This window comes from Planococcus sp. APC 3906 (assembly GCF_030407685.1).
In the GTDB taxonomy this organism is placed as follows: Bacteria; Bacillota; Bacilli; order Bacillales_A; family Planococcaceae; genus Planococcus; species Planococcus koreensis.
Window position 1 is genome coordinate 1 of record NZ_JASDCW010000052.1, and the last position, 7135, is coordinate 7135.

Here is a 7135-nt window from a genome sequence, read left to right on the forward strand (position 1 = left end):
AATTAATACTAAATTAACAAAACAGTTATACAATAAAAGAGGGCTTGAATAGCCTTGGAAAAATGGAAAAGGGGTTGGAAGATGAAGAACACAGTACGGCTTTCATTGATTTTTGCATTTATCATTTCTTTTATGGCACCTGGTATTGAAACAGGGCAAACAGCACATGCAGCAACGGCGAGCACGATAGCAATCAATGAAATCGCCTGGATGGGCACAAGCTACAGCTACAATAGCGAATGGATTGAATTACATAATACGACGAATTCAGCGGTGGATGTGAACGGATGGACTTTGAAAGCCGCCGACAACAGCCCTGCAATCAGCCTCTCCGGCACCATAGCGGCAGGTGGTTATTATTTATTGGAAAGAACCAGTGACAGCTCCGTCCCGGGCATTGCTGCTGACCTGATTTATACAGGCTCTCTGGAAAATAGTGATGAGGCTCTTGAACTGAGAGATTCTTCTGGTGCCTTGATTGACAGCGCAGACTCTTGGTATGCAGGAGATAACACAGCAAAAGCAAGCATGGAACGGGTCGATCCGCTTGTGGCCGGCACGGAAGCTACTAACTGGGTTGATTCTGCCAAAACTTACGATGGCGGAAACGGCACGCCGCGTGCAGTTAACTCAAAAGTGAAAGGCTGTACCGATAAAACGGAACAATTGAATAACGTTTCGGAAGCGGAAGGTGCAATTAATGTGTACTTTAACAAATGTGCCGATACTACATACGCAAGTTCAGGAAACGCAGCAAACTATAACGTGAATCTGGAAACGCGGCTCATCAACCGCTTGAATCAGGCGACGACAAGCATCGATTTTGCAACATACGAAATCAATCTGCCGGGCATTGTGGATGCGTTGATCGCAAAAGCGGCGGAAGGCATTGATGTGCGTGTCATCGCGGATGCGAAGGACGCAACCGATCCGAATTATGTGGAGCGCTTCAAAACGATGCGGCTGCAAGTAGAAAAAATGGTAAGGGGACAGGACGGCAAAGTTGGGACAGCGGATGATATTTATGTATTCTCTGATTCTCCGATGTTTGCTGTAGAAGACAGTGCCGCAAGAGCGGACTTCGGCTTGCCTGCCACACCGGAAGATTTCCCGCTTCAAACCGTAGCAGTGGGAAGCGGTGACCTATCCGGCCATTTGTTTGTGGAAGCTGAAGAAAAAAGCGCAGATGCCTATTACAGCCCCGGAACACAAATGCACAACAAATTTGCCATCATTGATGACCGCTGGGTATTTACGGGAAGCTGGAACTTTACCGTAACCGGCTTGTACGGCACGGAAAGCAATATGGAACAAGGCATTTTAGACGGCAACCAGCAGCATGTAGTCGAAGTTAATTGGCCGGCAATGGCTGACGTCTTCGAAGTTGAATTCAATGAAATGTGGGGGGGCGCTGCATTGGCGCCAGACATAGCCGCTGCGAACTTCAACACCCGGAAAATTGATAATACGACACATCAAGTCGACGTGAACGGAAAAATCATTGAAATTTACTTTTCGGCAGGTGACGATGCCGTCGGAAAAATGAGAGAGCTTGTTAAAACATCAGCTGACGTCAATACATACTTCACCATTTTTGCCTGGAGCGATCAAGGGCTTGTCGATGAATTGAAAAATTTATGGGAAGGGTCATACAATGACCTCAAAGGCACGTTGACGGGCTTTGACATCAAAGGCGTATTCGATCAAAGCTTTTGGAACCAATGGTGGTCTGCAAGTGTGGACATGACAGGCCGCACCGCTTCACAGGTCAGCGTCGACAACCCGAATACCCGCTGGGCGAACCCGGCACCTGTTTACCAGGCCAATGAGTCCCGCAAACTCCACAGCAAGACAATGTTGATCGACGCTGACACAAACAGTGATCCGACGGTCATTGTAGGATCCACGAACTGGAGCAATAACGGCAACAACATCAATGACGAAAACCTGCTGTTTATCCATGATGCAGCCATCACCAATCAATTCTTGCAAGAATTCAATGTCAGATATACGCAGGCAGGCGGAACAGTAAACTAGAAGTCCAAGTGTCGCATCTCTAAAAAAATTCCACAGAATTAGAAGCATGCCATACATTTTATCCGAACTGCATTGCCGTCCAAAGGGAATCAACTTTCCTTTGGGTGGCATTTTTTAATTCATGTTTATGAATTGTTTGAGTTGCTCCCAAAGAGCAGAACTCATAGAAAGGGTTCTCTCATGTCTTAAGTGGTGCATTGTTCTAAAACGCGGCCCAGGTATCCTTTTTAATGGCTCTGATCACGGCTACTGGCTTGTTTATCCTGGGGTGGTTTCATATAAAAGAACAGCCACCCGAAAGCACTGACAAACATGATTCTTTGCAAAAGCCCCATGATTTCCGGGAAGGCCATCATAGCAATGGATATAATGATTGAAGCAAATGCCATTATAATGGCAGCACTTCTCTGAAATCCACGGCTCATGATTCCATGGCCAATCGCCAGCATCGTGAAACTGAAACCAGTCGTGTCGGCAAAGATCGAATGCATCAAATCCTGCAATGGGTCTGCCTGAACAAGTTCAACTAAAGGTGCATGTTGAAACAAGCCCGTTAATAGGAGGCTGATTCCGAAAAAGGCCCCAACAATCTGATGATACCTGATCTTGCTGTGATAGGTGATCCAAATCGACATCGTTCCAAGGGCGATAAAAACCATATTCATCATCCATGAATGTGGAGACCCTTGTGCCCCCAAATGGCTCGTGGTATTGCGCAAAATAGAGTAGCCTTCAAAACTGAAAAATGCCAAACCAGTTGATACCACTATAAACAGAACAAAGATGGACAAAGAGATTCTGGTGTTTCGATCCATTATTAAACACTCCCTGACAGATTATTATATTCATGGCTGTCTGATGAAAATCACACCCGAACGAAAAAAAGAAGTTCATAAATTCAAAAACCGCGTCCAGGAAATTTTCCGGCCGCGGTTTTAATTTATTTCGTATTCGTGAATCCGCCGTCAATGCGGACTGTTTCACCATTGATGTAATCGGCTTTAGTGAGCAAAAACGCAACCAGTTCTGCGACTTCCTCCGGCTTACCGAGGCGTTTCTGCGGGATGCCCGCTTCGGCGCTTGCTTTCATATCCGGATTGTCTTCGAAGAAGGTTTTGACCATCGGAGTTTCCGTTGGTCCCGGTGCAATGGCATTGACGCGCAGGCCATCCTTAGCGTATTCCGCAACCAGGCTCTTCGTCATGCCGACGATGCCGTGTTTGGTGGCGCCGTATGTGACGACCGAAGCCTGGCCGATGACCCCGGCGCTCGAAGCGGTATTGACGATTGAACCGCCGCCATTTTTCAGCATCGCTTCTGCCACATAGCGCAAGCCGTACAATGCACCAAGCAAGTTGATCCCCACAATTTGTTCGATTTCCTTGATGTCCGTTTCCAGGAAGTTCTTGCCGCTGCCGGAAATGCCGGCATTGTTAAAGAAATACTCGATCGAACCGAAATGCTCGAGTGTCTTGTCGACGTAGTTTTTCACTTCTTCCGCCTTCGAGACATCGGCTTTGATAAAGATGGCGTCAACGCCTTTTGCTTTCAGCTTCTCAACGGTTTCATTGCCGCCTTTTTCGCTGACATCGACAACCGCTATGTTGATGCCTTCATCTGCCAGGAGCAGCGCTGCTGATTGCCCCAGCCCGCTTCCGCCGCCTGTAATGATTGCTGTTTTGCTCATATGATTTTCCTCCTCTGATTTAGGTGAATCAAATTAAAGATGCTTTCTTTAGTCGTTTCCCGGAATTGGAAAGTGTTAATCAGGCTATTGAAATGTAATGATTACCATTGTATATAAATGTAAAAATATCTATATTTAGGATTGCTTATATGCTACTATTTACTTAATTAAGTTAAATAGTAAAAAATGCTTATTGTCTATGATTATTTCAAATAGGTTTTCCTTCCACATAAATAGATTTGATAAGTTTTCAATTTATTGAAAGCAAAATCTATTTAAGAATACCCTTAAATTTTTTTGTTGAAAATAAACCGAGGGAAGAGATGCTGATGATTAGTGAGATAAAAGGAAAAATTTCAGCTTTAGGCAGTAATTTAACTGATCGATTAGAAGATAAGCTGACTGGGGACTTCTTTGGGGCGCTTCGGTACTTGCCTTTTGAAGAAGGATTAAAAGGTATGTTGGAAGAAGTAAGGTTCGCTAATGAAAATCAAGGGAATTGGCTAGCTTTTCTAAATGAGCAAAATGGATTTAACGTTGAGTATAAATTTTGGCCGCAACATATCAAAGGGGAAATCGATTTGTTGCTGGAGTTCGAAGATTTCCTTGTGGGCATCGAAGTGAAATACAGGAGCGGCATATCCTCAGAAGATGCTGGGGAAGTTATGGAATATGATCAGAGTATCCATCAACTATCCAAGTACTCGTACTTGATTGAAGAACAAGCAGGTAAGAAGCATGCTTTTCTTATATTCTTGGCTCCGTTTCCTATTCAACACGCGGTCCAACAACAGCTCAATGTTGGTTACAAGATTTCGCCAAACGTCACGATAGGCTTTGCCAATTGGGAAGACTTACATAATAAGCTAGTTTACATGAACAAGTCTGCAGTCACTAGAACTCAGCAGCTTATCCTCACAGATGCTGAAGAGTTATTAAAAGTAAAAAGGCTGAAACGATTTAACGGATTTAGCGAGTATGCTATTGGAGCAATCCAGTATACACCTTATCAATATCAAAATGAGAAGGTCCAGACAAAGCCGGTATGGAGCTGGCCGGAGCTGCAATTGAAAAAGGGGGAGCAAGCATATGTCTATGATCCAAAATAAAGGTGAAAGCATTATCCAGGCGACAAATCTATTGAAAGAAACTTATGGAAATCTGAGTATCCTCTTTCAGGAATTAGACCGTGTCGGGGAAGAAGAAGGGTACATGACGATTACTCCAAGATTTATGCGTTATAAATCGGATACGGATACGACAGGGTGGCTAACAACGAACTTCATTAAAATTTATGTAAAGTCTTCAACGATGCCAAGCAGCATAGAAGATATTCGGGAACTTCCATGGTATGGCGTAATGGTGGATTTGACTGATGACGGTGAAGAGAAAATCCCAATGCTGTCAATCATCCGCTATAAATTTGATCAGTCGCATTGGAACCGTTTGCCGGCAGTTTCCGACCATTGGACATTCTGGTCACCGTTTTATGAAGAAGAATTTGATATTTTCCATGAAGGTAATAAATGGACCGTCTCGTCTAAGGGCCAAGCTAAGAAAAAGCATTCTGGATTCGAAAAGCTAAAGGCAATAGATATTCCTTTGTTTGATGTGAAGTCTCCGGAGGATATAAGGCTAAAGATATTTGGAGAGTTAGAAAAGCTGGATTTATAAACTACAAGAATGGGGGAAATATATATGAAAGAAGTGTTATCGGTACCTGGAGGAAAGACACAGGGAATTATCAAAGAATATTTAATACATGCACATCCACATCCTCGCAACTATAAGACTGCGAAATTTATGGCAATTCGAGAAAGTGGAGGAATTATGGATAGACTTTACAGTATTCAATGTGAATTTGTATTGCCTCCTAAAACGCAGTACTTGGATAAGGCGATTGACTTTTTAAATGAAGATGCACAGAAACGAATAAAAGGATATATCGCTAAACGGGCAGCTGATTTTGGTTTTGATGAAGGGAAAGAATATAAATTTTACCTATTGAATGTGGATAGAGAATTAAAGCATCTGCCTAGAACTTCAGGTGCTCTCCAAGGACATACATACTTTACATTGGGTGAATTGACTAGTGGCAGAGAAATCGTTCTTAGCGAATCAAAACTTAACACTAAGTAAATATAAAGTAATGAAATAAATCTATCACAACTATTAGACGTTGGCATAATAAAGCGAGAGGCGGTTTACCGTGGCAAGAAAGAAGAAGAAAGACAATGTATCAGAATTTCTGACAGGGGTTTTGGTTCTTAGTACCACATTAACTTATATTTACACGCAATCGATTGAAGCGACCCTTGGCGTTTTTGCAATCAGTTTCATTGCTTTATTAGTACCAGTGAAGGCATTCCAGCACAAAAAGCAGAAGAGAATCAGTGATTCGGGCATTCTGCAGGTGGATGCCATGTCCGGGGCAGAGTTCGAGGAATATTTGCGGTTGCGTTACAAGGCAGAAGGTTATGCCGTTCGCAAAACACCTTATACCGGCGATTATGGAGCGGATCTTATTCTGGAAAAAGGGCAGCAAAAGATTGCCGTACAAGCCAAGCGCTACAAGAGCAATGTCGGCATCAAAGCGGTGCAGGAAATTTCAGCAGCGAAGCTGCATTATAGTGCTGACGAAGCGTGGGTCGTCACCAACAGCTTTTTCACCAAGGCAGCTGCAGAGCTGGCACGGAGCAATAAGGTGAAATTGGTAAACCGTGATGAATTGGTGGAGATTTTGCTGGCGAAGAAAGTTAGTTAAATTAAAAGCATTCTTAGGGAAAACAATTTTAAAAGGTCGATGAAAAATTAGGGGACGGGGAGAATAAATTGATACGACAAGAAAATATTACTACTATTAAAAGGTTAGGTGTAGAATCTGGTACGGTAGAAATTTTGTGTCTATCCGAAAGTCCAAGAGTGATTATTGAATTTGTGGATGAAAACTCACCTGGAGATTTAGATGTGGATTTTATATTGGAAGATATCGAGCTGGGTGAACCTTGCTTTATAAAAGAATCCAGGGTCATAGGTGGTATAGATTTGCACAGCGTTAAAACAAGTGAAGAGGAAGAAACTGTAACAAGGTTGCTTAATGAAGAAGTCAGAAAAATGAAGCCGGAACTCATCGCTAAGGCAAAAGCATATGCTGAAGAGATCAGGGAAAGAGCAGGTATTCCTGTAGAAGTTGTCGAGGAAATCCAAGGAGAACCTGGCGTAATGACAGAGTATGCCCAAAACATGTGGCATGCACGTGAGGTAATGAGAGGAATCGACGACGATTATTGAAATTGTAAAATGCATCTTTGGGGAAAATAATTCTAAAAGATACTAGCCAAAAATTGTCATCATTCACAAAACGCCGCTCAGGAGAAAGTACATTCTCTCTGAGCGGCGTTTTGTTTACTA

Annotated in this window: 8 protein-coding genes; 6 read left to right on the top strand and 2 right to left on the bottom strand. The window is 43.1% G+C overall.

The features are described 5' to 3' along the window. Positions 1 to 81: 81 nt before the first annotated feature. Positions 82 to 2037: a phospholipase D-like domain-containing protein gene (locus tag QMA09_RS16725; RefSeq protein WP_290213941.1), complete on the top strand. Its 1956-nt coding sequence runs from the start codon at positions 82 to 84 to the stop codon at positions 2035 to 2037. 227 nt (positions 2038 to 2264) lie between these two features. On the opposite strand, the gene QMA09_RS16730 is transcribed toward QMA09_RS16725, so the two are convergent. Then, complete coding sequence (locus QMA09_RS16730) at positions 2265 to 2852, bottom strand: DUF998 domain-containing protein (RefSeq protein WP_290213942.1); 588 nt, start codon at positions 2850 to 2852, stop codon at positions 2265 to 2267. A gap of 125 nt (positions 2853 to 2977) precedes the next feature. Continuing rightward, complete coding sequence (locus QMA09_RS16735) at positions 2978 to 3724, bottom strand: SDR family NAD(P)-dependent oxidoreductase (RefSeq protein ID WP_290213943.1); 747 nt, start codon at positions 3722 to 3724, stop codon at positions 2978 to 2980. Positions 3725 to 4053: 329 nt separating this feature from the next. On the opposite strand from QMA09_RS16735, the gene QMA09_RS16740 reads away from it, so the two are divergent. The 5 genes from QMA09_RS16740 to QMA09_RS16760 all read left to right on the top strand — a co-directional run bounded on the left by QMA09_RS16740 (position 4054) and on the right by QMA09_RS16760 (position 7015). Then, positions 4054 to 4833, top strand: a complete 780-nt coding sequence (locus QMA09_RS16740) for a hypothetical protein (protein ID WP_290213944.1) — start codon at positions 4054 to 4056, stop codon at positions 4831 to 4833. After that, complete coding sequence (locus QMA09_RS16745) at positions 4814 to 5398, top strand: hypothetical protein (protein ID WP_290213945.1); 585 nt, start codon at positions 4814 to 4816, stop codon at positions 5396 to 5398. Before QMA09_RS16740 ends, QMA09_RS16745 begins: the two co-directional genes overlap by 20 nt. Before the next feature lie 24 nt (positions 5399 to 5422). After that, positions 5423 to 5863 carry a hypothetical protein gene (locus tag QMA09_RS16750; RefSeq protein WP_290213946.1) on the top strand — a complete coding sequence of 147 codons (441 nt, stop codon included), beginning with the start codon at positions 5423 to 5425 and terminating at the stop codon, positions 5861 to 5863. 70 nt (positions 5864 to 5933) lie between these two features. Then, positions 5934 to 6488, top strand: a complete 555-nt coding sequence (locus tag QMA09_RS16755; protein ID WP_290213947.1) for a restriction endonuclease — start codon at positions 5934 to 5936, stop codon at positions 6486 to 6488. A 68-nt stretch (positions 6489 to 6556) separates the two neighbouring features. Then, positions 6557 to 7015 (top strand): hypothetical protein, encoded by a 459-nt coding sequence (locus tag QMA09_RS16760; protein ID WP_290213948.1) that lies wholly within the window; start codon positions 6557 to 6559, stop codon positions 7013 to 7015. Positions 7016 to 7135 lie beyond the last annotated feature (120 nt).